Source organism: Actinoplanes sp. KI2 (genome assembly GCF_025630775.1).
Classification (GTDB): Bacteria; Actinomycetota; Actinomycetes; order Mycobacteriales; family Micromonosporaceae; genus Actinoplanes.
This window is the reverse complement of the sequence record NZ_JAOSZE010000004.1, coordinates 183563-209707: the sequence shown is the minus strand read 5'-3', so window position 1 is coordinate 209707 and position 26145 is coordinate 183563. Positions and strand designations below refer to the sequence as shown.

At 67.7% G+C, this 26145-nt stretch carries 37 protein-coding genes and 1 pseudogene; all 38 read right to left on the bottom strand.

Going from position 1 to position 26145, the window contains the following annotated elements:
- Window positions 1-53: 53 nt before the first annotated feature.
- Window positions 54-680 carry a 30S ribosomal protein S4 gene (gene rpsD / locus ODJ79_RS06000; RefSeq protein ID WP_263022292.1) on the bottom strand — a complete coding sequence of 209 codons (627 nt, stop codon included), beginning with the start codon at window positions 678-680 and terminating at the stop codon, window positions 54-56.
- Between the two features lie 16 nt (window positions 681-696).
- Window positions 697-1104 (bottom strand): 30S ribosomal protein S11, encoded by a 408-nt coding sequence (gene rpsK / locus ODJ79_RS05995; RefSeq protein WP_014440747.1) that lies wholly within the window; start codon window positions 1102-1104, stop codon window positions 697-699.
- A gap of 18 nt (window positions 1105-1122) precedes the next feature.
- Window positions 1123-1503 carry a 30S ribosomal protein S13 gene (rpsM, locus tag ODJ79_RS05990; RefSeq protein ID WP_133873210.1) on the bottom strand — a complete coding sequence of 127 codons (381 nt, stop codon included), beginning with the start codon at window positions 1501-1503 and terminating at the stop codon, window positions 1123-1125.
- 152 nt (window positions 1504-1655) lie between these two features.
- Entirely contained in the window at window positions 1656-1772 is a 117-nt protein-coding gene (gene rpmJ / locus ODJ79_RS05985; RefSeq protein WP_015619018.1) for a 50S ribosomal protein L36, read from the bottom strand.
- 47 nt (window positions 1773-1819) lie between these two features.
- Complete coding sequence (infA, locus tag ODJ79_RS05980; protein ID WP_007073013.1) at window positions 1820-2041, bottom strand: translation initiation factor IF-1; 222 nt, start codon at window positions 2039-2041, stop codon at window positions 1820-1822.
- Between the two features lie 331 nt (window positions 2042-2372).
- Window positions 2373-2885: pseudogene (locus ODJ79_RS05975) on the bottom strand (DUF1707 domain-containing protein); the annotation flags it as partial.
- 47 nt (window positions 2886-2932) lie between these two features.
- Window positions 2933-3394 (bottom strand): DUF1707 domain-containing protein, encoded by a 462-nt coding sequence (locus ODJ79_RS05970; RefSeq protein ID WP_263022290.1) that lies wholly within the window; start codon window positions 3392-3394, stop codon window positions 2933-2935.
- Between the two features lie 38 nt (window positions 3395-3432).
- Entirely contained in the window at window positions 3433-4266 is an 834-nt protein-coding gene (map, locus tag ODJ79_RS05965) for a type I methionyl aminopeptidase (RefSeq protein ID WP_263022289.1), read from the bottom strand.
- Window position 4267: 1 nt separating this feature from the next.
- The gene (locus tag ODJ79_RS05960) at window positions 4268-4921 is read right to left on the bottom strand and encodes an adenylate kinase (RefSeq protein ID WP_030436520.1); all 654 of its coding nucleotides are present in this window, start codon (window positions 4919-4921) and stop codon (window positions 4268-4270) included.
- Window positions 4922-4986: 65 nt separating this feature from the next.
- Window positions 4987-6330 (bottom strand): preprotein translocase subunit SecY, encoded by a 1344-nt coding sequence (gene secY / locus ODJ79_RS05955; protein WP_263022288.1) that lies wholly within the window; start codon window positions 6328-6330, stop codon window positions 4987-4989.
- A 245-nt stretch (window positions 6331-6575) separates the two neighbouring features.
- A complete protein-coding gene (rplO, locus tag ODJ79_RS05950) occupies window positions 6576-7019 on the bottom strand; it encodes a 50S ribosomal protein L15 (protein WP_263022287.1) in 444 nt (147 codons plus the stop codon).
- Window positions 7019-7201, bottom strand: a complete 183-nt coding sequence (gene rpmD / locus ODJ79_RS05945; protein WP_026206137.1) for a 50S ribosomal protein L30 — start codon at window positions 7199-7201, stop codon at window positions 7019-7021. The genes rplO and rpmD overlap by 1 nt, the downstream gene beginning before the upstream one ends.
- A complete protein-coding gene (rpsE, locus tag ODJ79_RS05940) occupies window positions 7201-7824 on the bottom strand; it encodes a 30S ribosomal protein S5 (protein ID WP_020513602.1) in 624 nt (207 codons plus the stop codon). Before rpsE ends, rpmD begins: the two co-directional genes overlap by 1 nt.
- Window positions 7825-7837: 13 nt before the next feature.
- Window positions 7838-8221 (bottom strand): 50S ribosomal protein L18, encoded by a 384-nt coding sequence (gene rplR / locus ODJ79_RS05935; protein WP_263022371.1) that lies wholly within the window; start codon window positions 8219-8221, stop codon window positions 7838-7840.
- Between the two features lie 8 nt (window positions 8222-8229).
- Window positions 8230-8769 (bottom strand): 50S ribosomal protein L6, encoded by a 540-nt coding sequence (rplF, locus tag ODJ79_RS05930; RefSeq protein ID WP_263022286.1) that lies wholly within the window; start codon window positions 8767-8769, stop codon window positions 8230-8232.
- Window positions 8770-8783: 14 nt separating this feature from the next.
- Window positions 8784-9191 carry a 30S ribosomal protein S8 gene (gene rpsH, locus ODJ79_RS05925; RefSeq protein ID WP_020513599.1) on the bottom strand — a complete coding sequence of 136 codons (408 nt, stop codon included), beginning with the start codon at window positions 9189-9191 and terminating at the stop codon, window positions 8784-8786.
- Window positions 9192-9316: 125 nt separating this feature from the next.
- Window positions 9317-9502, bottom strand: a complete 186-nt coding sequence (locus ODJ79_RS05920) for a type Z 30S ribosomal protein S14 (protein WP_106130632.1) — start codon at window positions 9500-9502, stop codon at window positions 9317-9319.
- A gap of 2 nt (window positions 9503-9504) precedes the next feature.
- Window positions 9505-10074, bottom strand: coding sequence for a 50S ribosomal protein L5 (gene rplE, locus ODJ79_RS05915; RefSeq protein WP_263022285.1), 570 nt, complete (start codon window positions 10072-10074; stop codon window positions 9505-9507).
- The gene (rplX, locus tag ODJ79_RS05910) at window positions 10074-10394 is read right to left on the bottom strand and encodes a 50S ribosomal protein L24 (RefSeq protein WP_263022370.1); all 321 of its coding nucleotides are present in this window, start codon (window positions 10392-10394) and stop codon (window positions 10074-10076) included. The genes rplE and rplX overlap by 1 nt, the downstream gene beginning before the upstream one ends.
- Window positions 10391-10759, bottom strand: coding sequence for a 50S ribosomal protein L14 (gene rplN / locus ODJ79_RS05905; RefSeq protein WP_014687766.1), 369 nt, complete (start codon window positions 10757-10759; stop codon window positions 10391-10393). Before rplN ends, rplX begins: the two co-directional genes overlap by 4 nt.
- A 94-nt stretch (window positions 10760-10853) precedes the next feature.
- A complete protein-coding gene (gene rpsQ / locus ODJ79_RS05900; RefSeq protein WP_030436513.1) occupies window positions 10854-11129 on the bottom strand; it encodes a 30S ribosomal protein S17 in 276 nt (91 codons plus the stop codon).
- A complete protein-coding gene (gene rpmC, locus ODJ79_RS05895) occupies window positions 11126-11359 on the bottom strand; it encodes a 50S ribosomal protein L29 (RefSeq protein ID WP_213008517.1) in 234 nt (77 codons plus the stop codon). Before rpmC ends, rpsQ begins: the two co-directional genes overlap by 4 nt.
- Window positions 11359-11784, bottom strand: coding sequence for a 50S ribosomal protein L16 (gene rplP, locus ODJ79_RS05890; RefSeq protein ID WP_020513593.1), 426 nt, complete (start codon window positions 11782-11784; stop codon window positions 11359-11361). Before rplP ends, rpmC begins: the two co-directional genes overlap by 1 nt.
- A gap of 3 nt (window positions 11785-11787) precedes the next feature.
- Window positions 11788-12615 carry a 30S ribosomal protein S3 gene (rpsC, locus tag ODJ79_RS05885; RefSeq protein ID WP_263022284.1) on the bottom strand — a complete coding sequence of 276 codons (828 nt, stop codon included), beginning with the start codon at window positions 12613-12615 and terminating at the stop codon, window positions 11788-11790.
- A complete protein-coding gene (gene rplV, locus ODJ79_RS05880) occupies window positions 12615-13082 on the bottom strand; it encodes a 50S ribosomal protein L22 (protein ID WP_263022283.1) in 468 nt (155 codons plus the stop codon). Before rplV ends, rpsC begins: the two co-directional genes overlap by 1 nt.
- Window positions 13083-13119: 37 nt before the next feature.
- The gene (rpsS, locus tag ODJ79_RS05875; RefSeq protein ID WP_014687760.1) at window positions 13120-13401 is read right to left on the bottom strand and encodes a 30S ribosomal protein S19; all 282 of its coding nucleotides are present in this window, start codon (window positions 13399-13401) and stop codon (window positions 13120-13122) included.
- Between the two features lie 15 nt (window positions 13402-13416).
- Complete coding sequence (rplB, locus tag ODJ79_RS05870; protein WP_263022282.1) at window positions 13417-14256, bottom strand: 50S ribosomal protein L2; 840 nt, start codon at window positions 14254-14256, stop codon at window positions 13417-13419.
- Window positions 14257-14270: 14 nt separating this feature from the next.
- A complete protein-coding gene (rplW, locus tag ODJ79_RS05865; RefSeq protein WP_263022281.1) occupies window positions 14271-14573 on the bottom strand; it encodes a 50S ribosomal protein L23 in 303 nt (100 codons plus the stop codon).
- Window positions 14570-15220, bottom strand: a complete 651-nt coding sequence (gene rplD, locus ODJ79_RS05860; protein ID WP_263022280.1) for a 50S ribosomal protein L4 — start codon at window positions 15218-15220, stop codon at window positions 14570-14572. The genes rplW and rplD overlap by 4 nt, the downstream gene beginning before the upstream one ends.
- Entirely contained in the window at window positions 15217-15867 is a 651-nt protein-coding gene (gene rplC, locus ODJ79_RS05855; protein WP_263022279.1) for a 50S ribosomal protein L3, read from the bottom strand. Before rplC ends, rplD begins: the two co-directional genes overlap by 4 nt.
- 12 nt (window positions 15868-15879) lie before the next feature.
- Window positions 15880-16188: a 30S ribosomal protein S10 gene (rpsJ, locus tag ODJ79_RS05850; protein ID WP_007073037.1), complete on the bottom strand. Its 309-nt coding sequence runs from the start codon at window positions 16186-16188 to the stop codon at window positions 15880-15882.
- A gap of 304 nt (window positions 16189-16492) precedes the next feature.
- Window positions 16493-17686 (bottom strand): elongation factor Tu, encoded by a 1194-nt coding sequence (gene tuf / locus ODJ79_RS05845; protein ID WP_263022278.1) that lies wholly within the window; start codon window positions 17684-17686, stop codon window positions 16493-16495.
- Between the two features lie 132 nt (window positions 17687-17818).
- Window positions 17819-19915, bottom strand: coding sequence for an elongation factor G (gene fusA / locus ODJ79_RS05840; protein ID WP_263022277.1), 2097 nt, complete (start codon window positions 19913-19915; stop codon window positions 17819-17821).
- 87 nt (window positions 19916-20002) lie between these two features.
- On the bottom strand, window positions 20003-20473 hold the full coding sequence (rpsG, locus tag ODJ79_RS05835) for a 30S ribosomal protein S7 (protein WP_020513583.1): 471 nt from the start codon (window positions 20471-20473) through the stop codon (window positions 20003-20005).
- 1 nt (window position 20474) lies between these two features.
- On the bottom strand, window positions 20475-20849 hold the full coding sequence (gene rpsL, locus ODJ79_RS05830; RefSeq protein WP_014440718.1) for a 30S ribosomal protein S12: 375 nt from the start codon (window positions 20847-20849) through the stop codon (window positions 20475-20477).
- A gap of 416 nt (window positions 20850-21265) precedes the next feature.
- Complete coding sequence (locus tag ODJ79_RS05825) at window positions 21266-21736, bottom strand: hypothetical protein (RefSeq protein ID WP_263022276.1); 471 nt, start codon at window positions 21734-21736, stop codon at window positions 21266-21268.
- A gap of 55 nt (window positions 21737-21791) precedes the next feature.
- Window positions 21792-22142 carry a hypothetical protein gene (locus ODJ79_RS05820; protein ID WP_263022275.1) on the bottom strand — a complete coding sequence of 117 codons (351 nt, stop codon included), beginning with the start codon at window positions 22140-22142 and terminating at the stop codon, window positions 21792-21794.
- Between the two features lie 65 nt (window positions 22143-22207).
- Window positions 22208-26098: a DNA-directed RNA polymerase subunit beta' gene (locus ODJ79_RS05815; protein WP_263022274.1), complete on the bottom strand. Its 3891-nt coding sequence runs from the start codon at window positions 26096-26098 to the stop codon at window positions 22208-22210.
- Between the last annotated feature and the right edge of the window lie 47 nt (window positions 26099-26145).

Here is a 26145-nt window from a genome sequence, read left to right as displayed (position 1 = left end):
ATTTGATGGCCGTCCGATGGCCCGGCGCTTGGAAAAACGCCGGGCCAGTTGCCTTACTTGGAGTAAAGCTCGACGATCAGCTGCTCCTGGACCTGCGTGTCGATGACCGCGCGGGACGGGAGCGAGTGCACGAGGATCTTCATCTCGCTGGGGATGGGCTCGAGCCACGCCGGCACCGGCCGGGAACCGGCCTGGGCCTGGGCGACGACGAAGGGGGTCATCTCCTTCGACTTCTCCCGGAGCGTGACGATGTCGTGCTCCTTCACCCGGTACGACGGGATGTCCACCTTGACGCCGTTGACCAGGAAGTGGCCGTGCTTGACCACCTGCCGGGCGGCGTCGCGGGACGGCGCGTAGCCGGCCCGGTAGACCACGTTGTCCAGCCGCGACTCGAGGATCTGCAGCAGCACCTCACCGGTCTTGCCGGGCTTGGTGACAGCCTCCTCGTAGTAGCCGCGGAACTGCTTCTCGAGCACGCCGTACGCGCGGCGGGCCTTCTGCTTCTCGCGGTGCTGGAGCAGGTACTCGGTCTCCTTGGTCCGGCCGCGGCCGTGCTGGCCGGGCGGGAAGGGACGCGACTCGAACGGGCACTTCGGCCCGTCGCACTTGCTGCCCTTGAGGAACAGCTTCATCTTCTCGCGGCGGCAGCGCTTGCAGTCCGCACCTGTATAACGAGCCATTGTCTCTGTATCTCCCTCAGACCCGGCGGCGCTTCGGCGGACGGCAACCGTTGTGCGGCTGCGGCGTGACGTCGGAGATCTGCCCGACCTCGAGGCCGGCGGCCTGGAGCGAACGGATCGCGGTCTCCCGGCCGGAGCCGGGGCCCTTGACGAACACGTCGACCTTGCGCATGCCGTGCTCCATCGCCCGGCGCGCGGCGGCCTCGGCGGCCAGCTGGGCCGCGAACGGGGTCGACTTGCGGGAGCCCTTGAAGCCCACCTGGCCCGAGGAGGCCCAGGAGATGACCGCACCGGTCGGGTCGGTGATCGACACGATGGTGTTGTTGAAGGTGCTCTTGATGTGCGCCTGCCCGTGGGCGACGTTCTTGCGTTCCTTGCGCCGGACCTTCTTGACTGCGGCCCCAGCGCGTGCCTTCGGTGGCATAAGTCAGTGCGCTCCTTGTTACTTCCGACCCGGCTTCTTCTTGCCCGCAACCGTGCGCTTCGGACCCTTGCGCGTACGCGCGTTGGTCCGGGTGCGCTGGCCACGAACCGGAAGACCCCGGCGGTGGCGGATACCGGCGTAGCAGCCGATCTCGACCTTGCGGCGGATGTCCGCGGCGACCTCGCGGCGAAGGTCACCTTCAACCTTGAAATTGCCCTCGATGTAGTCGCGGAGCTGGACCAGCTCCTCGTCCGTGAGGTCCTTGGCGCGCTTGTTCAGGTCAATCGCGGTGGCGGTCAGTGCCTCGACGGCACGGGTGCGACCGATCCCGTAGATGTAGGTGAGCGCGATCTCCATCCGCTTCTCGCGGGGCAGATCGACGCCGACGAGTCGTGCCATAAGTGGGCGTACTCCTCAGATCGTTCGGAGGTCTGTGCCCTCCCACCCCGCCTGCCCGGACGGGCCCCGGCCTCCGAGCCGGGGGTGTGCCGTTCGCAGGGAACGGCTGGGACGAGCTTTTTCCTGATGCCGGATCTGGCAGCGGGCGGGACTCAGCCCTGGCGCTGCTTGTGGCGCGCGTCGGTCTTGCAAATGACCATGACGCGGCCGTGCCGCCGGATGACCCGGCAGTTGTTGCAGATCCGCTTGACGCTCGGCTTGACCTTCACGGTTTGCCTTAACTCTCAGAACGGACGGGACAATCCCCGTCCCCTGGCTACTTGTAGCGGTAGACGATTCGTCCCCGGGTCAGGTCGTACGGCGACAGCTCGACGACGACTCGGTCCTCGGGAAGGATGCGGATGTAGTGCTGCCGCATCTTGCCGGAGATGTGTGCAAGCACCTTGTGACCATTGGCGAGCTCTACGCGGAACATGGCGTTCGGCAGGGGCTCGATCACACGGCCCTCGATCTCGATGGCTCCGTCTTTCTTAGGCATGTCCTCCGCTACCTGACACTGGGGTTCGGGGCTAGCATGCAACGTCATACCCGAGCCGCTCAGGTGAGCTCTCGGACCAGCCGCGGCACCCGCTACCCTCGAAGCGCTGAGGGCATGCGGGAGTGGACGCTGCGCGCCAAGGAGCCAGTGTACGCGCGCCCATCTGGGACGCCAAACCGAGGTCGCCCTGACCCGAGGTCGGGTGTGTCGCCCCGCCGCGAAACAGACAAGTCGGCCTTTGTCACCCGCCCGGCGGGGGCCGCCGCGGTTTGGGCGGCAGGTCGCCGCGGGCGGTCGCCTCGGCGATGAACGCCTTGCGCTGCTCCTTGCTCGGATTCGCCGGCAGCTCGCCGGCCGCGATCGCCTGCCGGTAGAGCGCCCTCCGCTCCTGCCGGTGCTCCCGCAGCGCCCGCCGGTGCTCCGCCTCGACGGCGTACCTGCGCGGCTCCCCCGAGGCCAGGCCGCCGACCGTGCGGGCCAGCAGCACCACGCCCCACGGCCCGAGCACCCAGGCCGGCCAGTAGAAGATCGCGTCGCCGGCGAACGCGAAGGCCACCAGCCAGAACACCGTCAGCCAGACGGCGGTCTTGAGCCAGGGCGCCCAGACGTGCGCCAGCCAGGCCCGGGTCAGGTCGCTGCGCTCGGCGGCGATCGGCGGCGGGCTCGGGACGACCGGCGCGGCGTTCGGCAGATCGGCCAGCAACCGGTCGAGATCGCCATAGGTCTTTGCCGCGTACGCCCCTTGCAGGCGCTCGTCGTACTCGGTCAGGTCGAGCCGGCCCTCCTCGAGCGCCGCTCGCAGCCGATCGGCGACCCGGTGGCGGTCGGCGTCCGCGGCCCGCATCCGGTCCCGGCTCAGATCCCCCACGATCTCAACCCCCCGCCGCCCGGTCAGCGCCGCCGGCGCCGGTCCCGCCGCCGGCCGCCGTCGCCGGACCACTGCATGAACACGCCCAGGATCAACGGGATGAGCATCCAGACCGGCCAGAAATACTGCAGTTGGTGGGCGCTGATGCTTTGGATCAGCCAGATCAGGGTGCAGACCAGAATCACACCGGCATACGGGCCCACCCAGTGAGCCATCTGACGGCCCGTGGGGCTCGGGCGGCCGGTCGGTGCACCGATCGGGGGCGCCGGGGCGGCAGGCTGGACCTGAGCGTGCTCTACCGGCACCGTGCCCGGGAGGTCGTCCAGCAGACCGTCGAGGTCGGCGTAGGTCTTCGCGGCGTACGTCCGCTGGATGCGCTCGTCGTACTCGCTCAGATCGAGGCGTCCCTCATCGAGCGCGGTCTTCAGCTGATCGGCAACCTGTTTGCGATCACCGTCGCCGGCCCGCATGTCCGCCCGTCCCATGAGTCAAAGCATGCCCCACCGAAACCACGGCCGGTAGGTCAGGGTTGGCGAGCGGTAACCAGGTCGCCGAGCCGGGACCGGCCGCCGTCGACCGCCGTGGTCACCCACACGCCGTCCTCGAGAAGGCACATCGTGTGCTCGACGTGCGCGGCGACCGACCCGTCCCGGGTGATCACCGTCCAGCCGTCGTCGAGCTCGACGGTCCGCGGCGAACCCATCGTGATCATCGGCTCGATCGCCAGGCACAGACCCGGGACCAGGCGCGGGCCCTTGCCGGGCTTGCCGTGGTTGAGCACATGCGGGTCCTGGTGCATCTCGGTGCCGATGCCGTGCCCGCCGTAGCCGTCCACGATGCCGTACCGGCCGGCCTTGCGGACCACCTTCTCCACGTTGAAGGAGATGTCGGTGAGCCGCCCGCGCCCGTTCGCGGCGCCCCGCGCGGCCGCGGCGATCCCGGCCCACATCGAGTCCTCGGCCACCTCGGCCATCTTCAGCAGGGCCGGGTCGGTCTCCCCCACGCCCACCGTGATCGCCGAGTCGCCGTGCCAGCCGTCCAGGATCGCGCCGCAGTCCAGCGAGATCAGATCTCCCTCGGCCAGCACCTGCTCGGCCCGCGGGATGCCGTGCACGACCTGCTCGTTGACCGAGGCGCAGATCGTCGCCGGGAAGCCGTGGTAGCCCTTGAACGACGGGACGGCGCCGGCCTCCCGGATGACCTTTTCGGCGATCGCGTCCAGGTCGGCCGTGGAGACGCCGGGCGCGATCGCGTCGCGCATCGCGGCCAGCGCGGCGGCGACCACCAGGCCGGCGCCGCGCATCAGCTCGATCTGCTCGGGTGTCTTCAGCTGGATGTCCAGCTGCGGGCGGCGCAACTCAGCCCCCGTACGACCGCAGGGCGTCGATGGCGCGCACGGTCACGTCCTCGACCGGACCGGTCGCGTCGATCCCCACCAGCTTGCCCTGCGCGCCGTAGAAGTCGACCAGTGGCGCGGTCTTCTCGGCGTACTCGACCAGACGGTTGGCGATCGTCTCGGCCTTGTCGTCGTCCCGCTGGAACAGCTCCGACCCGCAGCGGTCGCAGATGTTCTCCTTGCTGGTCGGGTCGAACTCGACGTGCCAGATCTTGCCGCAGCCGCGGCAGGTGCGCCGGCCGGACAGCCGCCGGATGACCTCGTCGTCGTCGACCACGAGCTCCATCACCAGGTCGAGCGCGGTGCCCAGGTCGGCCAGCAGCTTGTCGAGCGCGGACGCCTGCGGGACGGTCCGCGGGAAACCGTCCAGCAGGAAGCCGTCGCCGGCGTCCGGCTCGGCGAGCCGGTCCCGGACCATGTTGATGGTGACCTCGTCCGGGACCAGCTGCCCGGCGTCCATGTAGCGCTTGGCCTCCACGCCCAGTGGAGTGCCCTGCGACACGTTGGCCCGGAAGATGTCCCCGGTCGAGATCTTCGGTACGGCCAGGTGCGCGGCGATGAACTCAGCCTGGGTCCCCTTGCCGGCCCCCGGGGGGCCCACCAGCACCAGCCGCACCTACATCGCCTCGCTTAGGTGAGTTGAGATCCTCGACGCATGAGCCCCCCGGCTCTGCGTCGCCACTACCGGAGGAACCCTTCGTAGTTGCGCTGCATGAGCTGGCTCTCGATCTGCTTCACCGTCTCCAGACCCACGCCGACCATGATCAGCACAGCAGTACCGCCGAACGGGAAGTTCTGGTACTGCTGCTGGTTCAGCCAGATGAAGAAGAAGTTCGGCAGAACCGAGATGACGGCCAGGTAGAGCGCGCCCGCCAGGGTGATCCGGCTGAGGATGAAGTCCAGGTACTCGGCGGTCGGCTTGCCGGGGCGGATGCCCGGCACGAAGCCGCCGTACTTCTTCATGTTGTCCGCGACCTCGGTCGGGTTGAACGTGATCGAGACGTAGAAGTACGTGAAGAAGATGATCAGCAGGAAGTAGACCCCGATGTACAGCGTGCTCGTCGGGGTAGCCAGCCAGGTCTTGATCCAGACCTGGTAGCCCTTGAGCTCGTTCGGGTTGAAGAACTGGAGGTACAGCTGGGGCAGGTAGAGGAGCGAGGACGCGAAGATCACCGGGACGACACCGGCCTGGTTGACCTTGAGCGGGATGTAGGTCGAGGTACCGCCGTACATCCGTCGGCCGATCATGCGCTTCGCGTACTGCACCGGGATCCGGCGCTGCGCCTGCTCGATGAAGACGACCAGGCAGATGATCACCAGGACCAGGGCGATCACGAGGAAGAACTTGGCGACGCCGCTGGACTGCTTGATCGCCCAGCCCTCGCCGGGGAGGCGGGCGGCGATCGAGGTGAAGATCAGGACGGACATGCCGTTGCCGACGCCCCGGTCGGTGATCAGCTCACCGAGCCACATCACCACGCCGGTGCCGGCGGTCATGGTCAGCACCAGGATGCTGAGCGTGAGCCACATCGGGATCCCGGTGTTCTCCGGGATGATCTGCATCTTCGGGTCGCTCTGGTCACAGACGTTGCCGAAGAGCTGGCCGGTACGGGCGAGCGCGACGAACGCCGAGGACTGGAGGACGGCCAGACCGAGCGTCAGGTAGCGGGTGTACTGCGTGATCTTCGCCTGGCCGGACTGACCCTCCTTGCGGAGCTGTTCGAGGCGGGGGATCACGACCGTGAGCAGCTGCAGGATGATCGACGCGGTGATGTACGGCATGATGCCGAGCGCGAACACCGACAGCCGCAGCAGCGCCCCGCCGGAGAACAGGTTCAGCAGGTTCAGCACGCCACCGGTGCCGGCTTCGTTCACCTTGGTGAGACACGTCTGCACGTTGGTGTAGGAGACGCCCGGACTGGGCAAGGTGGCGCCGAGCCGGTACAGCGCAATAATCGCGACCGTGAACAGCAGTTTCTTGCGCAGGTCAGGCGTCCGGAACGCACTGGTAAAGGCGGAGAGCAACTTCTTCCTCCTGCGCGAGGTTACCGCCGTGTCCGGCGGGTGGGGGAAAGGCATCGGTCCGGACGACCGATATCCCTAGCTGGGAACGGACTCTAACAGTCTTGGAGCGGCGCGGTGAGTCACGGTATGGCTCACCGCGAGTAGGCGCCCGGCCTTGACGAGAAGTCGCTGGTCAGACGCCACGAAGGGGATGCTGCCCGAGCGACGCCATTTTTTCGGCGCTCGGGCGAGCACCCCCACGAGCCTCACAGCTCGGTGGCGGAACCACCGGCTGCTGCGATCTTCTCCTTGGCCGACTCGCTGAACGCGTGCGCCGAGATGGTCAGCGACACGCCGCCCAGCTCGCCGGAGCCCAGCACCTTGACCAGCTGGCCCTTGCGGACCGCGCCGGCCTCGGCCAGCTCCACCGGACCGACCTCGCCGCCGTTCGGGAACAGCTCGGCGAGACGGTCCAGGTTCACGACCTGGAAGACGACCTTGTTCTTGTTCTTGAAGCCCTTGAGCTTCGGCAGGCGCATGTGAATGGGCATCTGCCCACCCTCGAACCGGGCCGGAACCTGGTAACGCGCCTTGGTGCCCTTGGTACCGCGACCGGCGGTCTTGCCCTTCGAGCCCTCACCGCGACCCACGCGGGTCTTCGGAGTCTTGGCACCGGGCGCCGGGCGGAGGTGGTGGACCTTGATCGCCATTACTCGACCTCCTCAACACTCACGAGGTGGTTCACGGCGAAGATCATGCCCCGAATCTCGGGGCGGTCCTCCTTGACCACCACATCGTTGATCCGCTTCAGGCCGAGCGACCGCAGGGAGTCCCGCTGGTTCTGCTTACGGCCGATCTCGGACCGGATCTGGGTGACCTTCAAGCGAGCCATCAGTGCACCGCCGCTTCCGCACGCGCCGCCAGCATGGCCGCCGGCGCCACGTCCTCGACCGGCAGGCCACGGCGAGCCGCGACCTTCTCCGGCGACTCGAGGCCCTTCAGCGCAGCCACCGTCGCGTGCACGATGTTGATGGGGTTCGACGAGCCGAGGCTCTTGGAGAGCACGTCGTGGATGCCCGCGCACTCCAGCACGGCGCGCACCGGACCACCGGCGATGACACCGGTACCGGCGGACGCCGGCTTGAGCAGCACGACACCCGCGGCCGCCTCACCGGTGATCGGGTGCGGGATGGTCGCACCGATCCGCGGAACCTTGAAGAAGTGCTTCTTGGCCTCCTCGACGCCCTTGGCGATGGCCGCGGGCACCTCCTTGGCCTTTCCGTAGCCGATGCCGACGGTGCCGTCGCCGTCGCCCACGATCACCAGGGCGGTGAAGCTGAAGCGACGACCACCCTTGACGACCTTGGCGACGCGGTTGATCGCGACGACCCGCTCGAGGTGCGGGGTCTTCTCGACGGGCGCGTTGCCGCGACCGCCCTCGCGGCGGTTGTCCCGGCGGTTGCCACCCTCGGTGTTACCGCCGGACCCGCCGCCTCGGCGCTGCTGACCAGGCATTGGTCAATTCCTCCTAGAACTCGAGTCCGGCTTCGCGGGCGGCGTCAGCCAGCGCGGCGATCCGCCCCGCGTACTTGTTGCCACCGCGGTCGAAGACGACCTTGGACACGCCCGCGGCCTTGGCCCGCTCGGCGAGAAGCGCGCCGACCTTGCCGGCCAGGGCGCTCTTGTCGCCCTCGGTGCCCCGCAGCGAGGCGTCGAGGGTGGAGGCCGACACCAGCGTGTGGCCCTTGAGGTCGTCGATGATCTGCGCGGAGATGTGCCGCGTCGACCGGGTGACGACCAGGCGGGGACGCTCGGCGGTGCCGCGGACGTTCTTGCGGACCCGGAAGTGCCGGCGCGCCTTCCCCACGGCACGCTTGGCGGCGACACCGCCGCCATTGCGGCGCTTGAGCAGCGTGGCGGTCACTTCTTACCTGCCTTTCCAGCCTTGCGGCGGATGACCTCGCCCTGGTACTTGACGCCCTTGCCCTTGTAGGGCTCCGGCGGGCGGATCTTCCGGATGTTCGCGGCGACCTCGCCGACGAGCTGCTTGTCGATACCGGCGACGGTGAACTGCGTCGGGCGCTCGACCGAGAAGGTGATGCCCGCCGGCGGAACCACGTTGACCGGGTGCGAGAAGCCCAGGGCGAACTCGAGGTCCTTGCCCTTGGCCGTCACGCGGTAACCGGTGCCGTTGATCTCCAGGGTCTTCTTGTAGCCCTCGGTCACGCCAATGATCATGTTGGCGACCAGGGTACGAGACAGGCCGTGGAGCTCCTTCGACTTGCGCTCGTCGTTGGGGCGGTTGACGTGCAGCTCGCCATCCTCGCGCTCGACCGTGATCGGCTCGGCGACGGTGTGCGAGAGCTCGCCCTTGGGGCCCTTGACCTTGACGGTCTGGCCCGTGATGGTGACATCGACGCCGGCCGGGACCGGGATCGACTTACGTCCGATTCGCGACATGTCTAAGTCTCCAGTTACCAGACGAAGGCGAGGACTTCCCCGCCAACGCTCCGCTTGCGGGCCTGCTTGTCGGTCAGCAGCCCCTGGGACGTCGAAATGATCGCGACGCCCAGGCCGCCGAGCACCCGGGGGAGCTCGTCGGACTTGGCGTAAACCCGAAGGCCGGGCTTGGAAACGCGCTTGATGCCGGCGAGGCTGCGCTCGCGGTTCTGGCCGTACTTGAGCTCAACGACCAGACGCCTGCCGACGGCGCCTTCCTCGGGCTCCTCGGCCGCCCAGGAGGCGATGTAGCCCTCGGCCTTGAGGACCTCGGCGATGTTCGCCTTGATCTTCGAGAAGGGCATCGTCACCTTGTCGTGGTACGCCTGGTTGGCGTTACGCAGACGGGTAAGCATGTCTGCGATCGGGTCCGTCATCGTCATGGGTATTCGTCAACCTTTCTCGCCGGGGTTCCCGGGGGAGGCCCAGGCCTACGGCGAAGCGGTATTACTTAAGATCCAGCCTTTAGTCCGCTTTGAGGGCGGAGGGTGGGGCGGTCGGACGGGGGTTACCAGGAAGCCTTCGACACGCCCGGGAGCTCACCGCGGTGAGCCATCTCCCGGATGCACACCCGGCAGAGGCCGAACTTGCGGTAGACCGAGTGCGGCCGGCCGCAACGCTGGCAGCGGGTGTACGCCCGCACAGCGAACTTCGGCTTCGCGGCAGCCTTCAGGATCAGCGCCTTCTTAGCCATACTCAGTTCTCCTTGAACGGGAAGCCCAGGAGCTTGAGCAGCGCCCGGCCCTCGTCGTCGGTCTTGGCCGTGGTGACCACCGTGATGTCCATGCCCCGCGGCCGATCGATCCGGTCCTGGTCGATCTCGTGGAACACCGACTGCTCGGTCAGGCCGAACGTGTAGTTGCCGTGACCGTCCAGCTTCTTGCCGTCCAGGCCGCGGAAGTCGCGGATACGCGGCAGCGCGATGGACAGCAGCCGGTCCATGAACTCCCACATCCGGTCGTTGCGAAGGGTGACCTTCGCGCCGATCGGCATGCCCTCACGGAGCTTGAACTGGGCGATGGACTTGGTGGCCCGGCGGACCAGCGGCTTCTGACCGGTGATCGTGGTCAGGTCGCGAACCGCGCCGTCGATCAGCTTGGCGTCGCGGGCGGCTTCGCCCACACCCATGTTCACGACGACCTTCACCAGGCCGGGAACCTGCATGGGGTTGCCATACTTGTACTGCTCCTGAAGCGCGGCGATGACCTCGCTGCGGTACTTCTGCTTCAGGCGCGGCAGCGTCTTCGTCTCGGTGGCGGCAGTCATCAGAGTTCCTTACCGGTCGTACGTGCGATGCGGACCTTTTGGCCGTTGTCGTCGATCCGGTAGCCGATCCGGGTCGGCTTGCCCTGGTCGTCCACGATCTGCACGTTGGAGATGTGGATCGGGGCTTCCTGGGTCACGATGCCGCCGGTCTTGGAACCGCGCTGCGACGTGCGGATGCGCTCGTGCTTCTTGACGCGGTTGACGCCCTCGACCAGGAGCTTGTCCTGCCGCGGGTAGGCCGCGATGACCTTGCCCTTGGCGCCCTTGTCCTTGCCGGCGATGACGACGACCGTGTCGCCCTTCTTGATCTTCACGGTCAGAGCACCTCCGGTGCCAGGCTGATGATCTTCATGAACCGCTTGTCGCGCAGCTCGCGGCCGACCGGGCCGAAGATGCGGGTACCGCGGGGGTCTCCGCCGTCCTTGATGATGACGGCGGCGTTCTCGTCGAACCGGATGTACGAGCCGTCCGGGCGCCGCCGCTCCTTGCTGGTGCGGACGATGACCGCCTTGACGACGTCACCCTTCTTCACACCGGCGCCGGGGATGGCGTCCTTGACCGTGGCCACGATGACGTCGCCGATGCTCGCGTAGCGGCGGCCGGAGCCACCGAGCACGCGGATGCACAGAATCTCGCGCGCACCCGTGTTGTCGGCGACACGCAGTCGCGACTCCTGCTGGATCACTGGGGTCTCCTATGTCTGCCAGTTCTTCGGGTCAACCGCCCGAAGCTTGGCGGAACGATGGTGGGCCGGGCCGGCCGTGGCCGGCCCGGCACACTCACTTGGCCTTTTCGAGGATCTCCACAACCCGCCACCGCTTGGTGGCGGAGAGCGGACGGGTCTCCATCAGGAGGACCCGGTCGCCGATGCCGCACGCGTTCTGCTCGTCGTGCACCTTGAGCTTGCGGGTGCGCCGCAGAACCTTGCCGTAGAGGGCGTGCTTGACACGGTCCTCGACCTCGACGACGACCGTCTTGTCCATCTTGTCGCTGACCACCAGGCCCTCGCGAACCTTGCGGGTCGCGCGCACCGGGGTCGTGCTCTCGTCACTCATGCGGTCACCTCATCCGGCGCAACCGAGAGCCCCAGCTCGCGTTCACGCATGATCGTGTAGATCTTCGCGATGTCCTTGCGGACCACCTGCAGTCGACGGTGATTGTCGAGCTGCCCGGTCGCGCCTTGCACGCGAAGATTGAACAGCTCCGCCTTGGCCTCACGCAGCCGCGAAACCAGCTCCTCGCCGGAGAGTTCGCGCAGCTCGCCGGCCTTAACGCCCGCTGCCATCAGCTTTCACCCACTTCGCGCGTCACGATGCGGCACTTCATCGGGAGCTTGTGGATCGCGCGGCGCATCGCCTCGCGCGCGATCGTCTCGTTCGGGAACGACATCTCGAACAGGATGCGTCCCGGCTTGACGTTCGCCACCCACCACTCGGGAGAGCCCTTACCGGAACCCATCCGGGTCTCGGCCGGCTTCTTGGTCAGGGCCTGGTCGGGGAAGACCGAGATCCAGACCTTGCCGCCACGCTTGATGTGGCGGGTCATCGCGATACGAGCCGACTCGATCTGCCGGTTGGTCACGTACGCGGGCTCCAGCGCCTGAATACCGAACTCGCCGAAGACGACCCGGTTGCCGCCCTTGGACGCGCCGTGGCGGTCCGGGTGGTGCGGCTTGCGGAAGCCCTTCGGGGGCTTACGCGGCATCAGCATGGGTCAGCCCTCCTGCTGCGTTTCGGCCGCGGCCGGAGCAGCGGCGGTGTTCTCGGCGGCGGCCTGAGCCTGAGCCGCGCGACCCGCCTCGGTCCCACCCGCGGTCGTGCCGGACGAACCGGAACGGCCACGGCGCGGACGCTCGGGGCGGTCGGCGCGGTCCCGGCGCGGACGCGCGGGCGCCTCGGTGACGACCTCGCGACCCGGAACGGCGTCGCCCTTGTAGATCCAGACCTTCACGCCGATCCGGCCGAACGTGGTACGGGCCTCGAAGAAGCCGTACTCGATGTTCGCCCGCAGCGTGTGCAGCGGAACGCGACCCTCACGGTAGAACTCCGTGCGGCTCATCTCCGCGCCGCCGAGACGGCCGGAGACCTGCACCCGGATGCCCTTGCAGATCGGGTTCTTCATGGCCGACTGCATGGCCTTGCGCATCGCGCGCCGGAAGCTGACCCGGGAGGACAGCTGCTCGGCGACGCCCTGCGCCACCAGCTGCGCGTCCGACTCGGGGTTCTTCACCTCGAGGATGTTCAGCTGCACCTGCTTGCCGGTGAGCTTCTCGAGGCGGCCACGGATCTTGTCGGCCTCCGCGCCCTTACGGCCGATGACAATGCCCGGCCGGGCGGTGTGGATGTCGACGCGGACCCGGTCCCGGGTGCGCTCGATGTCCACCTTGGAGATGCCGGCGCGCTCGAGGCCCTGGGACATCATCTTGCGGATCTTGACGTCCTCGCCGATGTAGTCCTTGTAGAGCTTGTCGGCGAACCACCGGGACTTCCAGTCGGTGGAGATACCGAGGCGGAATCCGGTGGGGTGAACTTTCTGGCCCATTACTCGGACTCCTCCGTCGTCTGGGTCTCCACGGCCGGCGCCTCAGCCTTCTTGGCCGGCGCGGCCTTCTTCGCGGCCGCGGCCTTCTTGGCCGGACGCGCGACCTGGACCGCCTCGACGGCGATCGTGATGTGGCAGGTGCGCTTGCGGATCCGGTACGCCCGGCCCTGCGCCCGCGGGCGGAACCGCTTGAGCGTCGGACCCTCGTCGACGAACGCCTCGCTCACGAGGAGGGCGCCGGGGTCCAGCCGCTCGTTGTTCTCCGCGTTGGCGATCGCCGAGGCGAGCACCTTGTAGACCTGCTCGCTGGCGGCCTGCGGCGCGAACTGCAGGACGGTGAGCGCCTCCTTCGCGGGCAGACCGCGGACGAGGTTGACCACCCGGCGCGCCTTGTTCGGCGAGATGCGCACGTGCCGCGCAACCGCCCGCGCGCCCGGAAGCACCGGAGCGTCGCCCTTGACTGGCATCGCTGTAGCTCCTTGATCCTCTAATCCGTGTATCTGCTTAGCGGCGACGGCTCTTGCGGTCGTCCTTCTCGTGACCCTTGAACGTACGGGTCAGAGCGAACTCACCGAGCTTGTGCCCGACCATGGCCTCGGTGACGAACACCGGGACATGCTTGCGTCCGTCGTGCACCGCGATCGTGTGCCCGAGCATGTCGGGAATGATCGTCGAGCGCCGCGACCAGGTCTTGATGACGTTCTTCGAGTTCTTCTCGTTCTGGACTTCCACCTTCTTGAGCAGGTGGTCGTCGACGAACGGGCCCTTCTTCAGGCTACGAGGCATCTTCTTCTACTCCCGTTACCCGCGCTTGCGGGTGGCGTAGCGGCGGCGAACGATCAGCTTGTCGCTCTCCTGGCCCTTGCGGCGGGTACGGCCCTCAGGCTTACCAGCGGGGTTCACCGGGTGGCGACCACCGGAGGTCTTGCCCTCACCACCACCGTGCGGGTGGTCGATCGGGTTCATGGCGACACCGCGGACGGTCGGGCGCTTGCCCTTCCAGCGCATGCGGCCGGCCTTGCCCCAGTTGATGTTCGACTGCTCGGCGTTGCCGATCTCGCCGACCGTGGCGCGGCAGCGGATGTCGACCCGGCGGATCTCACCGGAGGGCATACGCAGCGTGGCGTACGCGCCCTCACGGCCGAGCAGCTGGATTCCGACACCGGCCGAACGGGCCAGCTTGGCGCCACCGCCGGGACGAAGCTCCACACCGTGGATCGTCGTACCGACCGGGATATTGCGCAGGGGAAGGTTGTTCCCCGGCTTGATGTCCGCGCCCGGTCCCGACTCCACCCGGTCGCCCTGGGCGAGGTCCTTCGGCGCCAGGATGTAGCGCTTCTCACCGTCGGCGTAGTGCAGCAGGGCGATGCGGGAGGTGCGGTTCGGGTCGTACTCGATGTGCGCGACCTTGGCCGGCACGCCGTCCTTGTCCACCCGCTTGAAGTCGATCAGCCGGTACTGCCGCTTGTGACCGCCGCCCTGGTGCCGGGTGGTGATCCGGCCGTGGACGTTGCGGCCGCCCTTCTTGGGCAGCGGGACCAGCAGAGACTTCTCCGGCGTGGACCGGGTGATCTCGGCGAAGTCGGCGACGCTGGAGCCGCGACGGCCCGGCGTGGTCGGCTTGTACTTACGGATAGCCATTGTTTTACAACCCCTTAGCTGACCGGGCCGCCGAAGGCCTCGATACGGTCACCGTCAGCCAGCTTGACCATCGCGCGCTTGGTCGCCTTGCGCTGACCGAAGCCCGTCCGGGTGCGCTTGCGCTTGCCCTCGCGGTTCGCGGTGTTCACCGTCAGCACGCGCACATTGAAGATCTGCTGGATCGCGATCTTGATCTGGGTCTTGTTCGCGTCCGGGTGGACGAGGAACGTGTACCAGTTCTGGTCGAGAACGCTGTAGCTCTTCTCGGAGACGACGGGCGCGAAAATGACGTCGCGCGGGTCGGCGATCGTGGTCACTTGTTCCCCTCCTCGGAGGCCTCGGCCGGCACGCCCAGGAACTCGTCGAGAGCGTCCTTGGTGAAGACCACCTCGTCGGCGACCAGCACGTCGTACGTGTTCAGCTGGCCCGCCTCGATCAGGTGCACGGTCGTCTCGTTGCGCAGCGACAGCCAGTTCAGCTCGTCGGTGCTGCTGAGCACGACCAGGACCTTGCTCGACTCGGTCGCCTTGCGCAGGGTCGCGATCGCGGCCTTGGTCGACGGCGTCTCGCCGGTGACGAAGGACTCGACCACGTACACCCGGCCGTCGCGGGCCCGGTCGGACAGGGCGCCGTGCAACGCGGCGGCCTTCATCTTCTTGGGGGTCCGCTGGCTGTAGTCGCGCGGCACCGGGCCGTGGACCACGCCACCGCCGGTGAACTGCGGCGCGCGGATCGAGCCCTGGCGGGCACGACCGGTGCCCTTCTGCTTGTACGGCTTCTTGCCGCCACCGGCGACCTCGCCGCGGGTCTTGGCCTTGGCCGTACCCTGCCGCGCCGCGGCAAGCTGGGCCACCACGACCTGGTGCATCAGCGGGATGTTCGCCTGCACGTCGAAGATGTCGTCCGGCAGCTCGACCGAGCCGGCCTTCGCGCCCTCGGCGTTGATCACGTCAACCGAGCTCACTGGGCACCGCCCTTCTTAGCCGCGCTGCGGACCAGGATCAGCGAGCCCTTGGGACCGGGCACCGCACCCCTGACCAGCAGCAGGTTGTTCTCGGTGTCCACCGCCTGCACCGTCAGGTTCTGCACGGTGAAGCGACGGCCACCCATCCGGCCGGCCATCCGCACGCCCTTGAAGACGCGACCCGGGGTCGCGCAGGCGCCGATCGAGCCCGGCGAGCGGTGCTTGCGCTCCACGCCGTGGCTGCTCTTGAGGCCGTGGAAGCCGTGTCGCTTCATGACACCGGCGTACCCCTTGCCCTTGGTCTTGCCGGTCACGTCGACCGGGACACCGGGCTCGAACGAGTCGACGGTGATCTCCTGGCCGAGCTCGTAAGCGCCGGCGTCGGTGGTGCGCAGCTCCACGAGGTGGCGCCGCGGCGACACACCGGCCTTGGCGTAGTGGCCGCTCTCCGGCTTGTTGACCTTGCGCGGGTCGATGGCGCCGAACGCCAGCTGAACGGCGCTGTAGCCGTCCTTGTCATCGGTGCGGACCTGGGTCACGACACAAGGGCCGGCCTGAACCACGGTCACCGGGACGACCTTGTTGTTGTCCCAGACCTGGGTCATGCCGAGCTTGGCGCCCAGGATCCCCTTAACTTGCCTGTCCATCAGTCCGGATCCCTACAGCTTGATCTCGATGTCGACGCCAGCCGGCAGGTCGAGGCGCATGAGCGAGTCGACCGTCTTCGGAGTCGGGTCGATGATGTCGATCAGACGCTTGTGCGTGCGCATCTCGAAGTGCTCGCGCGAGTCCTTGTACTTGTGCGGCGAACGGATCACGCAGAAACGGTTGATCTCCGTGGGCAGCGGCACCGGGCCAGCAACCTGCGCCCCGGTACGCGTCACCGTCTCCACGATCTTCCGCGCCGAGGAGTCGACGACCTCGTGGTCGTAGGCCTTGAGCCGGATGCGGATCTTCTGTCCCGCCATGGTGGCTTCTGTTTCCTTCTCTCGATGCCGCTACGTGCGAGAGCGGGTGACCCTCGCATGCCCGCAGGACCGTCGATCCTGCGTTGTCCGACCCCCGCGGTCGGGCGTGTCGCGCCTGCAGTCGCTATGCAGCCTTTGTCAAACAACTCGATCACGGGGATCTGGAGTGCCTGGTGGGCCGTAAACACACCCGGACACCCGACGAGGGTGGCTGGCTAACCAGAGGCAACCAGCCACCCCGCGCGGACGCAACCTGACTAGTATGCCGGATTGACTCCGGCATTGCTAATCGGGGTCACTGACCTTACTTGTTGATCTTCGTGACCGTTCCGGCGCCGACGGTGCGGCCACCCTCGCGGATCGCGAACTTCAGGCCCTGCTCCATGGCGATCGGCTGGATCAGCTTGACCGACATGCTGGTGGAGTCGCCCGGCATGACCATCTCGGTGCCCTCGGGCAGCGTGACGACGCCGGTGACGTCCGTGGTGCGGAAGTAGAACTGCGGGCGGTAGTTCTGGAAGAACGGGGTGTGCCGGCCGCCCTCCTCCTTGGAGAGGATGTAGACCTGGCCCTCGAACTCCGTGTGCGGGGTCGTGGTGCCCGGCTTGATGACCACCATGCCGCGCTCGACGTCCTCGCGCTTGATACCGCGGAGCAGCAGACCGACGTTCTCACCCGCGCGGGCCTCGTCGAGCAGCTTGCGGAACATCTCGATGCCGGTGCAGACGGTCTTCGTCGACTTCTCGCGGATGCCGACGATCTCGACCTCCTCGTTCGGCTTGAGGATGCCACGCTCGGCCCGGCCGGTGACGACCGTGCCACGACCGGTGATCGTGAACACGTCCTCGATCGGCATGAGGAACGGCTTGTCGGTGTCCCGCTCGGGCTGCGGAATCGCGGTGTCGACCGCGTTCATCAGCTCCAGCAGCTTCTCGGTCCACTCGGCGTCGCCCTCGAGCGCCTTGAGCGCCGAGACGCGCACGACCGGCAGGTCGTCGCCCGGGAACTCGTAGGTCGACAGCAGCTCGCGAACCTCGAGCTCGACGAGCTCCAGGAGCTCCTCGTCCTCGACCATGTCGCTCTTGTTCAGCGCCACGACGATGTACGGAACGCCGACCTGGCGGGCCAGGAGCACGTGCTCCTTGGTCTGCGGCATCGGGCCGTCGGTCGCGGCGACCACCAGGATCGCGCCGTCCATCTGCGCGGCACCGGTGATCATGTTCTTGATGTAGTCGGCGTGGCCGGGGCAGTCCACGTGCGCGTAGTGCCGCGCCGCGGTCTGGTACTCGACGTGCGCGATCGAGATCGTGATGCCGCGGGCCTTCTCCTCCGGCGCCTTGTCGATCTCGTCGAACGGGGTGTACGGGTTGAGGTCCGGGTACTGGTCGTGCAGGACCTTCGTGATGGCCGCAGTCAGCGTCGTCTTACCGTGGTCGATGTGACCAATGGTGCCGATGTTGACGTGCGGCTTAGTCCGCTCGAACTTCGCCTTCGCCACTGGTGTCCTCCTGTGGACTGATCATTACGTTGCCCGGCACGCCCGATAAGGCGACTGGGACTCTGTCGACTGCTCGCGCGCGTGCGGTCCTCGACGGCCCGCACGCGCCTCAGCGCTTCCGGTGAAGGACGCTTACGCGCCCGTCGCCTTCGCGATGATCTCCTTCGCGACGCCCTGCGGGACCTCGGCGTAGGAGTCGAACTGCATGCTGTAGCTGGCCCGGCCCTGGGTCTTCGACCGAAGGTCACCCACGTAGCCGAACATCTCGGAGAGCGGCACCAGCGCCTTGACGACCCGGGCGCCGGAGCGCTCCTCCATCGACTGGATGATGCCACGCCGCGAGTTGAGGTCGCCGATGACGTCGCCCATGTTGTCCTCGGGCGTCGTCACCTCGACGGCCATCATCGGCTCGAGCAGCGCGGGGTCGGCCTTGCGGGCCGCCTCCTTCATCACCATCGAGCCGGCGATCTTGAACGCCATCTCGGACGAGTCGACCTCGTGGTACTGACCGTCGAGCAGGGTCAGCTTGACACCCACCAGCGGGTAGCCGGCGAGGACGCCGTACTGCATCGCGTCCTGGGCGCCCGCGTCCACCGAGGGGATGAACTCCTTGGGGATACGGCCACCGGACACGGCGTTGACGAACTCGTAGGTGGGGCCGTCCGCGGCGAGCGGCAGCGGCTCCAGCTTGACGATGACCTTGGCGTACTGGCCCGAGCCACCGGTCTGCTTCTTGTGGACGTAGTCGAGCTTCTCCACGGTGCCGCGGATCGTCTCGCGGTACGCCACCTGCGGCTTACCGATGTTCGCCTCGACGTTGAACTCGCGACGCATGCGGTCGACGAGGATGTCGAGGTGCAGCTCGCCCATGCCGGCGATGACCGTCTGCCCGGTCTCCTCGTCGTTCCAGACGCGGAAGGTCGGGTCCTCCTCGGCCAGACGCTGGATCGCGGTGCCCAGCTTCTCCTGGTCGGACTTGGTCTTCGGCTCGATGGCGACCTGGATGACCGGCTCCGGGAAGGTCATCGACTCCAGGATGACCGGGTTGGCCGGGTCGCTGAGCGTGTCACCGGTGGTGGTCTGCTTGAGACCCTGGACGGCGATGATGTCGCCGGCCTGCGCGGTGGCGCGCTCCTCACGCTTGTTCGCGTGCATCTGGTAGATCTTGCCGATCCGCTCCTTGCGGTCCTTGGTGGAGTTGACCACCTGAGAACCGGACTCGAGCGTGCCGGAGTAGACCCGGACGTACGTGAGCTTGCCGAGGTGCTTGTCGGTCTGGATCTTGAAGGCCAGCGCCGAGAACGGCTCGGAGTTGGAGGGCTTGCGCTGGATCGGCGTCTCGCCGTCCGTCGCGGTGCCCTCGATGGCCGGGATGTCCAGCGGCGACGGCAGGTAGTCGATCACGGCGTCGAGCATGGGCTGCACGCCCTTGTTCTTGAACGCCGAGCCGCACAGCACCGGGTTGGCCTTGCTGGCGATCGTGGCGCGCCGGACGGCGGCCTTGATCTCGTCCACCGAGACCTCTTCGCCCTCGAGGTACTTGAGCATGACCTCGTCGTCGACGTCGGCCAGGGTCTCGATGAGCTTCTCGCGCCACTCGTTCGCGGAGTCGACCAGGTCGGCCGGGATCTCCTCGATCGCGTAGTCCTCACCCTTCTGGGTCTCCCCACGCCAGGTGAGCGCGCGCATGTTGACCAGGTCCACGACGCCGATGTGGTCGCCCTCGAGCCCGATCGGGATCTGCAGGACCAGCGGGGTCGCGTTGAGCCGGTCGATCATCATCTGCACGCAGCGGAAGAAGTCGGCGCCGGTCCGGTCGAGCTTGTTGACGAAGCACATCCGGGGAACGTGGTACTTGTCCGCCTGGCGCCAGACGTTCTCGGTCTGCGGCTCCACGCCGGCCACACCGTCGTAGACCGCCACCGCGCCGTCGAGCACGCGCAACGACCGCTCGACCTCGACCGTGAAGTCGACGTGGCCGGGCGTGTCGATGATCTGGATCGTGTGACCCTTCCACTCGCACTTGGTGGCGGCGGAAGTGATCGTGATACCGCGCTCCTGCTCCTGCTCCATCCAGTCCATGACGGCAGCGCCCTCGTGGACCTCACCGATCTTGTACGTGATGCCGGTGTAGAACAGGATCCGCTCGGTGGTCGTGGTCTTACCGGCATCGATGTGCGCCATGATGCCGATGTTGCGTACGTTGGCGAGCGCGTCTGCGGCGGCCACTTCAATCCCTACTCTTCTTCGTCGTCGTCTCGTGGAGCGGTACGACTTGCCGCGTGGCCCGGCTGTCGCCGGGCCGGCGGCGGGGTCTTACCAGCGGTAGTGCGCGAAGGCCTTGTTGGACTCCGCCATCTTGTGGGTGTCCTCACGCCGCTTGACGGCGGCGCCGAGGCCGTTGCTGGCGTCGAGCAGCTCGTTCTGGAGACGCTCGATCATCGTCTTCTCCCGGCGGGCCTTGGAGTACTGGACCAGCCAGCGGAGGCCGAGAGTGGTCTGCCGCGGGGTGCGGACCTCGACCGGCACCTGGTAGGTCGCGCCACCGACACGGCGGCTGCGGACCTCGAGGGTCGGCTTCACGTTGTCCATCGCGCGCTTGAGCGTCACGACGGGGTCGGTTCCGCTCTTCTCCCGGCAACCCTCGAGCGCGCCGTACACGATGCGCTCGGCCAGCTGACGCTTGCCGCCGATCAGGATCTTGTTGATCAGCTGCGTGACCAGCGGGGAGTTGTAAACCGGGTCCGCAACCACTGGGTGGCGCGGAGCGGGGCCCTTACGCGGCATGTCAGCTCTTCTCCTTCTTCGCGCCGTAACGGCTGCGGGCCTGCTTGCGGTTGCGGACACCCTGGGTGTCCAGCGAACCGCGAACGATCTTGTAGCGGACGCCGGGGAGGTCCTTCACCCGGCCGCCACGCACGAGCACGATCGAGTGCTCCTGCAGGTTGTGGCCGACGCCGGGGATGTACGCCGTCACCTCGATCTGGCTGCTGAGCTTCACACGAGCGACCTTGCGCAGCGCAGAGTTCGGCTTCTTGGGGGTGGTGGTGTACACGCGCGTGCACACGCCGCGCCGCTGAGGACTTCCCTTCAGCGCCGGCGTCTTGGTCTTGCTCGTCTTCGCCTGGCGGCCCTTTCGGACCAGCTGCTGGATCGTGGGCACCGGGTTTCTCCGCTCCCTTCGGCCGCGTCCTTCCGCGACCGCACCGTCTAGTTATTCCTCTGTGTGCCGGAGGTAGTCCCTCCGGCACCCGCGGTCGGGCGTGTCGTCCGGCTCACGGTCCCGCCACGCTTTGCACACGTACCGGGTTTGGTCTCTGTCGTCGTCCCGATTTCCGCGGGCCGACGGTCTCGGCGTGCTGATACCCCGTCCTGGTTGTTCGACTCGGGCGCACGCACGAGTTGCCCGGGCAAGCCCGGGCACGGAGGGAAAGAGTACCCACCACGGGGAGCCAGGTCAAAATCGACAGGGCTGGTTCCTCACGACGGATATCTCCGATGCAAGTGTACCGGGTCTCCCGAGGCGCCATACCGCGGCATCGGGATACCGGAACGAGGGGCTCGGACGGCCCCCGGCGGTCAGGTCCCGGAGGACGACAACTGCAACATCAGACTCAACGCCAGGGCGGCCAGCGCGATTCCCGCGCCGACGGCGCCGCACGAGATTCCCGCCGCCGCGATGCCCCGGCCGGTGAAGCGCACCTGCCCGCTGCCGCCGGAGCCGCGGATCTGCCGCCGGGCGACCAGGCCCACCACGATGGCACCGACCCCGCCGATCACGCTGAGCAGGGTGAAGGCGCCGCCCACCACGGCACCCCAGCCGTCCTGGGCACCGAGCAGGCCGAAGCAGAGAACGAGCATCGAGACCAGGATGGCCGCTATCCCGGCCAGCAGCGAGCCGATCGCCAGGCCCGAGGTCAGCGGCTCGACCCGCAGCTGGACCAGCGCGAACTCGGTGCCCGGCACCTGGTCGACCCGCTCCGGCTGCCAGCGACCGGACGGCGGGGGCGGCGGCACGGGCGCCGGGTATGGATACGGCTGCTGACTCATGAGTCGAGGATGTCACCCGTACGGGGAAGGGCGCAGCCCGGGCCCAGGGCCTGCCCTAGTCGGTGCCGGGCGCGAAGTTCGGGCCGGACGGTGACGACGCGAGGTGCAGCAGCCCGGCGATCGCGGCCACCACCAGGGTGGTGAGCGTCAACACGATGCCCGCCCAGGCCAGCCGGCGGCCGCGGCGGATCCACACCGAGCCGGTGAGGTAGCCCTTGGCCGCGTACGCGTCCCGGGCGGCCTGACGCGCCAGCAGCAGCGCCACCGTCGCCGGGATCACACCGCCGACGAACGCGCCGGTCAGGAAGCCCACCAGGCCCAGCGCGAAGACCGCCCGCGCCTTCGACGAGGGCGCCGGATCCGGATCCAGGGGATGACGGGTGGGCGTCGTTGCGGGCGAGGTCACTCCCCCATCCTAGAAAGGCCAAAGGGCGGCCGCGCAGTGCGCGGCCGCCCTTTGTTTCCCAACCGTCAGCGGTACGACCCGAAGTCGAAGTCGTCCAGCGGCACGGCCTGCCCGCTGGCCGGCCCGAAGCCGTAGTCGGTCTCCGGGTACCCGGTCATCGAGTACACCTTGGCCTTGGCCTCCTCGGTCGGCTCGACCCGGATGTTGCGGTACTTGCTGATGCCCGTACCGGCCGGGATGAGCTTTCCGATGATCACGTTCTCCTTGAGGCCGACCAGCGAGTCGCTGCGCGAGTTGATCGCCGCGTCGGTCAGCACCCGGGTGGTCTCCTGGAAGGAGGCCGCCGAGAGCCAGGAGTCGGTGGCCAGCGAGGCCTTGGTGATACCCATGAGCACCGGACGACCGGCGGCGGGCTCGCCGCCCTCGCCCACGAGCCGGCGGTTCTCCGACTCGAACAGCGCCCGGTCGACCAGCACGCCGGGCAGGAACTCCGCGGCGCCCGAGTCGATGACCGTCACCCGCTTCAGCATCTGGCGGATGATGATCTCGATGTGCTTGTCGTGGATGAGCACACCCTGCGAGCGGTAGACCTCCTGGACCTCCTGGGTCAGGTGGACCTGGACCGCCCGCGGACCCATGATCCGCAGAAGCTCGTGCGGGTCGATGGTGCCCTCGGTGAGCTTCTCGCCGACCTCGACGTGGTCGCCGTCGTGGGCGCGGAGCTTGACCCGCTTGGAGATCTTGTCGTACACGATCTCCTCGCTGCCGTCGTCCGGCACCACGATGATCTTCCGCGAGCGCTCGCCGTCCTCGATGCGGATGCGTCCCGGGGTGTCGGCGATGGGCGCCTTGCCCTTGGGCACGCGGGCCTCGAAGATTTCCTGCACACGCGGCAGACCCTGGGTGATGTCCTCACCCGCGACACCACCGGTGTGGAAGGTACGCATCGTCAGCTGGGTACCCGGCTCACCGATGGACTGGGCCGCGATGATGCCGACCGCCTCGCCGATGTCGACCGACTTGCCGGTCGGCAGCGAACGGCCGTAGCAGGCCGCGCACACGCCGAGCTTCGACTCGCAGGTCAGCACGCTGCGCACCCGGACGTTCTCGACGCCGGCGTGGACCAGCTGGTCCACCAGGATCGAGTTGAGGTCCGCGCCGCGGGGCACCACGAGGTTGCCGTTCGCGTCCTTGATGTCGTCGGCCAGCGTACGGGCGTGCACGCCGGTCTCGGCGTGCGTGTGCACGACGAGCGAGCCGTCCGCCTGCCGGTCCGCCACCTGCATCGGGATCGCGCGGTCGGTGCCGCAGTCCTCCTCGCGGATGATGACGTCCTGCGAGACGTCCACCAGACGCCGGGTCAGGTAACCCGAGTCGGCGGTACGCAGCGCGGTGTCGGCCAGACCCTTCCGGGCGCCGTGCGTGGAGATGAAGTACTCCAGCACGGTGAGACCCTCGCGGTACGACGACGTGATCGGCCGCGGGATGATCTCGCCCTTCGGGTTGGCCACCAGGCCACGGATCGCGGCGATCTGCCGAAGCTGGAGGAGGTTACCGCGAGCGCCGGAGTTGATCATCACCCAGAGCGGGTTCTCCTGCGGCAGCGCCGTCTCCATCTCCTTGGAGATCTCGTTGGTCGCCTTGGTCCAGATCTCGATGAGCTCGCCGCGACGCTCCTCGGCGGTCATCAGACCACGCTGGTACTGCTTGTCGATCCGGTCCGCCTCGACCTGGTACCGGGCGAGGATCTCCGGCTTGCGCGGCGGGCCGATGACGTCGCCCATGCCGATCGTCACACCGGACCAGGTGGCCCAGTGGAAGCCGGCCTCCTTGAGCGCGTCCAGGGTCGCCGCCAGGGCGACCTTGGGGAAGCGCTCGGCGAGGTCGTTGACGATCGCCGACAGCTGACCCTTGCGGATCTCGTAGTTGATGAAGCGGTAGCCCGGCGGCAGCGTCTCGTTGAAGATCACCCGGCCAAGGGTGGTCTCCACGAGCAGCGGCTCGCCCTCGGTCCACTCCTCCGGCGCAGCCCAGCCGGCGGCCTTGGCGCCGTTGTCGACACCGATGACCTCCCGCAGGCGGACCTTGATCGGCGCCTGCAGGTGCAGCTCGCCGTTGTCGAAGGCCATCCGCGCCTCGGCGTCCGAGGAGAACACCCGGCCCTCGCCCTTGGCGCCGGGCGTGAGGTGGGTCAGGTGGTACAGGCCGATGACCATGTCCTGGGTGGGCATGGTGACCGGCTTGCCGTCGGCCGGCTTGAGGATGTTGTTCGAGGACAGCATCAGGATCCGGGCCTCGGCCTGCGCCTCGGCGGACAGCGGCACGTGCACCGCCATCTGGTCGCCGTCGAAGTCGGCGTTGAACGCCGTGCAGACCAGCGGGTGGATCTGGATCGCCTTGCCCTCGACCAGCTGCGGCTCGAAGGCCTGGATGCCGAGGCGGTGCAGGGTCGGCGCGCGGTTCAGCAGCACGGGGTGCTCGCTGATGACCTCCTCCAGGACGTCCCACACGACCGGGCGCTGCCGCTCGACCATCCGCTTGGCCGACTTGATGTTCTGCGCGTGGTTCAGGTCCACCAGGCGCTTCATCACGAACGGCTTGAACAGCTCCAGCGCCATCTGCTTCGGCAGGCCGCACTGGTGCAGCTTGAGCCGGGGGCCGACGACGATGACGGAGCGGCCGGAGTAGTCGACGCGCTTGCCCAGCAGGTTCTGCCGGAACCGGCCCTGCTTGCCCTTGAGCATGTCGGAGAGCGACTTCAGCGGGCGGTTGCCCGGGCCGGTGACCGGCCGGCCGCGGCGGCCGTTGTCGAACAGCGCGTCGACGGCCTCCTGCAGCATGCGCTTCTCGTTGTTGACGATGATCTCGGGCGCGCCCAGGTCGATCAGGCGCTTGAGCCGGTTGTTCCGGTTGATCACCCGGCGGTACAGGTCGTTCAGGTCGCTGGTCGCGAACCGGCCACCGTCGAGCTGCACCATCGGGCGCAGGTCCGGCGGGATGACCGGGACGCAGTCGAGCACCATGCCGAGCGGCGAGTTGCGGGTGTTCAGGAACGCGGCGACGACCTTGAGCCGCTTGAGCGCACGAATCTTCCGCTGACCCTTGCCGCTGCGGATGATCTCCCGCAGGTTCTCGGCCTCGGCGTCCAGGTCCATGTTCTCGAGCAGCGCCTTGATCGCCTCGGCGCCCATGCCGCCGGTGAAGTACTCACCGAAGCGGTCCCGCAGCTCGCGGTAGAGCAGCTCGTCGGTGACCAGCTGCTTGGAGTCGAGCTTGCGGAAGGTGTCGAGCACCTCGTCGAGGCGGTCGATCTCGCGCTGCGCCTTGTCACGGATCTGGCGCATCTCCCGCTCGCCGGCCTCCTTGACCTTGCGGCGCACGTCCGCCTTGGCCCCCTCGGCCTCCAGCTCGGCGAGGTCCTGCTCCAGCTTCGCGGCCCGCTTCTCGATCTCCGAGTCGCGGCCGTTCTCGGACTGGCGCTTCTCCGCGAAGATCTCGTTCTCGATCGTGGACATGTCGCGGTGACGCGCCTCGGCGTCCACGCTCGTGATCACGTACGAGGCGAAGTAGATGATCTTCTCGAGGTCCTTGGGAGCCAGGTCGAGCAGGTAGCCCAGCCGGCTCGGCACACCCTTGAAGTACCAGATGTGCGTGACCGACGCGGCCAGCTCGATGTGGCCCATGCGCTCACGACGGACCTTGGACCGGGTCACCTCGACGCCGCAGCGCTCACAGATGATGCCCTTGAACCGGACCCGCTTGTACTTGCCGCAGTAGCACTCCCAGTCCCGCTGCGGACCGAAGATCTTCTCGCAGAAGAGTCCGTCCTTCTCGGGCTTGAGGGTGCGGTAGTTGATCGTCTCGGGCTTCTTGACCTCGCCGTGCGACCACTGCCGGATGTCGTCGGCGGTCGCCAGGCCGATGCGCAACTCGTCGAAGAAGTTGACGTCGAGCACTTGGACTATCCCTCGTGTTTCATTGCTCGGATGAATTCAAGGCCGGC

What these genes read in the sequence shown, in the direction of transcription:
- rpsD (WP_263022292.1), bottom strand. Translation starts at nt 680, where the DNA reads ATGGCTCGTTATACAGGTGCGGACTGCAAGCGCTGCCGCCGCGAGAAG.
- rpsK (WP_014440747.1), bottom strand. Translation starts at nt 1,104, where the DNA reads ATGCCACCGAAGGCACGCGCTGGGGCCGCAGTCAAGAAGGTCCGGCGC.
- rpsM (WP_133873210.1), bottom strand. Translation starts at nt 1,503, where the DNA reads ATGGCACGACTCGTCGGCGTCGATCTGCCCCGCGAGAAGCGGATGGAG.
- infA (WP_007073013.1), bottom strand. Translation starts at nt 2,041, where the DNA reads ATGCCTAAGAAAGACGGAGCCATCGAGATCGAGGGCCGTGTGATCGAG.
- ODJ79_RS05970 (WP_263022290.1), bottom strand. Translation starts at nt 3,394, where the DNA reads ATGGGACGGGCGGACATGCGGGCCGGCGACGGTGATCGCAAACAGGTT.
- rplO (WP_263022287.1), bottom strand. Translation starts at nt 7,019, where the DNA reads ATGGCGATCAAGGTCCACCACCTCCGCCCGGCGCCCGGTGCCAAGACT.
- rpmD (WP_026206137.1), bottom strand. Translation starts at nt 7,201, where the DNA reads ATGGCTCGCTTGAAGGTCACCCAGATCCGGTCCGAGATCGGCCGTAAG.
- rpsE (WP_020513602.1), bottom strand. Translation starts at nt 7,824, where the DNA reads ATGCCTGGTCAGCAGCGCCGAGGCGGCGGGTCCGGCGGTAACACCGAG.
- rplF (WP_263022286.1), bottom strand. Translation starts at nt 8,769, where the DNA reads ATGTCGCGAATCGGACGTAAGTCGATCCCGGTCCCGGCCGGCGTCGAT.
- rpsH (WP_020513599.1), bottom strand. Translation starts at nt 9,191, where the DNA reads ATGACGATGACGGACCCGATCGCAGACATGCTTACCCGTCTGCGTAAC.
- ODJ79_RS05920 (WP_106130632.1), bottom strand. Translation starts at nt 9,502, where the DNA reads ATGGCTAAGAAGGCGCTGATCCTGAAGGCTGCCGCGAAGCCGAAGTTC.
- rplE (WP_263022285.1), bottom strand. Translation starts at nt 10,074, where the DNA reads ATGACTGCCGCCACCGAGACGAAGACGCTGCCGCGCCTGAAGCAGAAG.
- rpsQ (WP_030436513.1), bottom strand. Translation starts at nt 11,129, where the DNA reads ATGAGTGACGAGAGCACGACCCCGGTGCGCGCGACCCGCAAGGTTCGC.
- rpmC (WP_213008517.1), bottom strand. Translation starts at nt 11,359, where the DNA reads ATGGCAGCGGGCGTTAAGGCCGGCGAGCTGCGCGAACTCTCCGGCGAG.
- rplP (WP_020513593.1), bottom strand. Translation starts at nt 11,784, where the DNA reads ATGCTGATGCCGCGTAAGCCCCCGAAGGGCTTCCGCAAGCCGCACCAC.
- rpsC (WP_263022284.1), bottom strand. Translation starts at nt 12,615, where the DNA reads ATGGGCCAGAAAGTTCACCCCACCGGATTCCGCCTCGGTATCTCCACC.
- rplV (WP_263022283.1), bottom strand. Translation starts at nt 13,082, where the DNA reads ATGCCAGTCAAGGGCGACGCTCCGGTGCTTCCGGGCGCGCGGGCGGTT.
- rpsS (WP_014687760.1), bottom strand. Translation starts at nt 13,401, where the DNA reads ATGCCTCGTAGCCTGAAGAAGGGCCCGTTCGTCGACGACCACCTGCTC.
- rplB (WP_263022282.1), bottom strand. Translation starts at nt 14,256, where the DNA reads ATGGCTATCCGTAAGTACAAGCCGACCACGCCGGGCCGTCGCGGCTCC.
- rplC (WP_263022279.1), bottom strand. Translation starts at nt 15,867, where the DNA reads ATGGACAGGCAAGTTAAGGGGATCCTGGGCGCCAAGCTCGGCATGACC.
- rpsJ (WP_007073037.1), bottom strand. Translation starts at nt 16,188, where the DNA reads ATGGCGGGACAGAAGATCCGCATCCGGCTCAAGGCCTACGACCACGAG.
- rpsG (WP_020513583.1), bottom strand. Translation starts at nt 20,473, where the DNA reads ATGCCGCGTAAGGGCCCCGCTCCGCGCCACCCAGTGGTTGCGGACCCG.
- ODJ79_RS05825 (WP_263022276.1), bottom strand. Translation starts at nt 21,736, where the DNA reads ATGAGTCAGCAGCCGTATCCATACCCGGCGCCCGTGCCGCCGCCCCCG.